This window comes from Leuconostoc sp. S50 (genome assembly GCF_016624925.1).
GTDB classification, from domain to species: domain Bacteria; phylum Bacillota; class Bacilli; order Lactobacillales; family Lactobacillaceae; genus Leuconostoc; species Leuconostoc pseudomesenteroides.
On record NZ_JACVUE010000037.1, the window covers coordinates 1 to 284 of the forward strand.

Genomic DNA, 284 nt, shown 5'->3' on the forward strand with positions numbered 1-284 from the left:
GCTCTGCTTCAACCCCCGTTCAATCAGCTTGTGCCGGTACCGCGCATGCTGGTAATGCCAGCCTTGATCCGAATGCAGCACCAGTTTGGGGCTGCCTCCCAAGCGCTCGAAGGCCTTGTCCAACATGTTTGTTACCAGCTCGAGTTTCGGCCTGTCCGCTACCTCGTAGGCCACAATTTCACCGTTGTACAAGTCCATCACGGGCGACAGGTAGACCTTCTGCTCGGCCACTTTGAACTCGGTCACATCTGTTACCCATTTTTGATTTGGACGCTGTGCGATGA

The 284-nt window shown here is 54.9% G+C and carries 1 protein-coding gene; it reads right to left on the bottom strand.

The genetic code is table 11. The annotated features are described in order from the left end of the window. Positions 1 to 284, bottom strand: a 284-nt coding sequence (locus IAE53_RS11285; RefSeq protein WP_200554243.1) for a DDE-type integrase/transposase/recombinase, incomplete at both ends; no start/stop codon positions are given.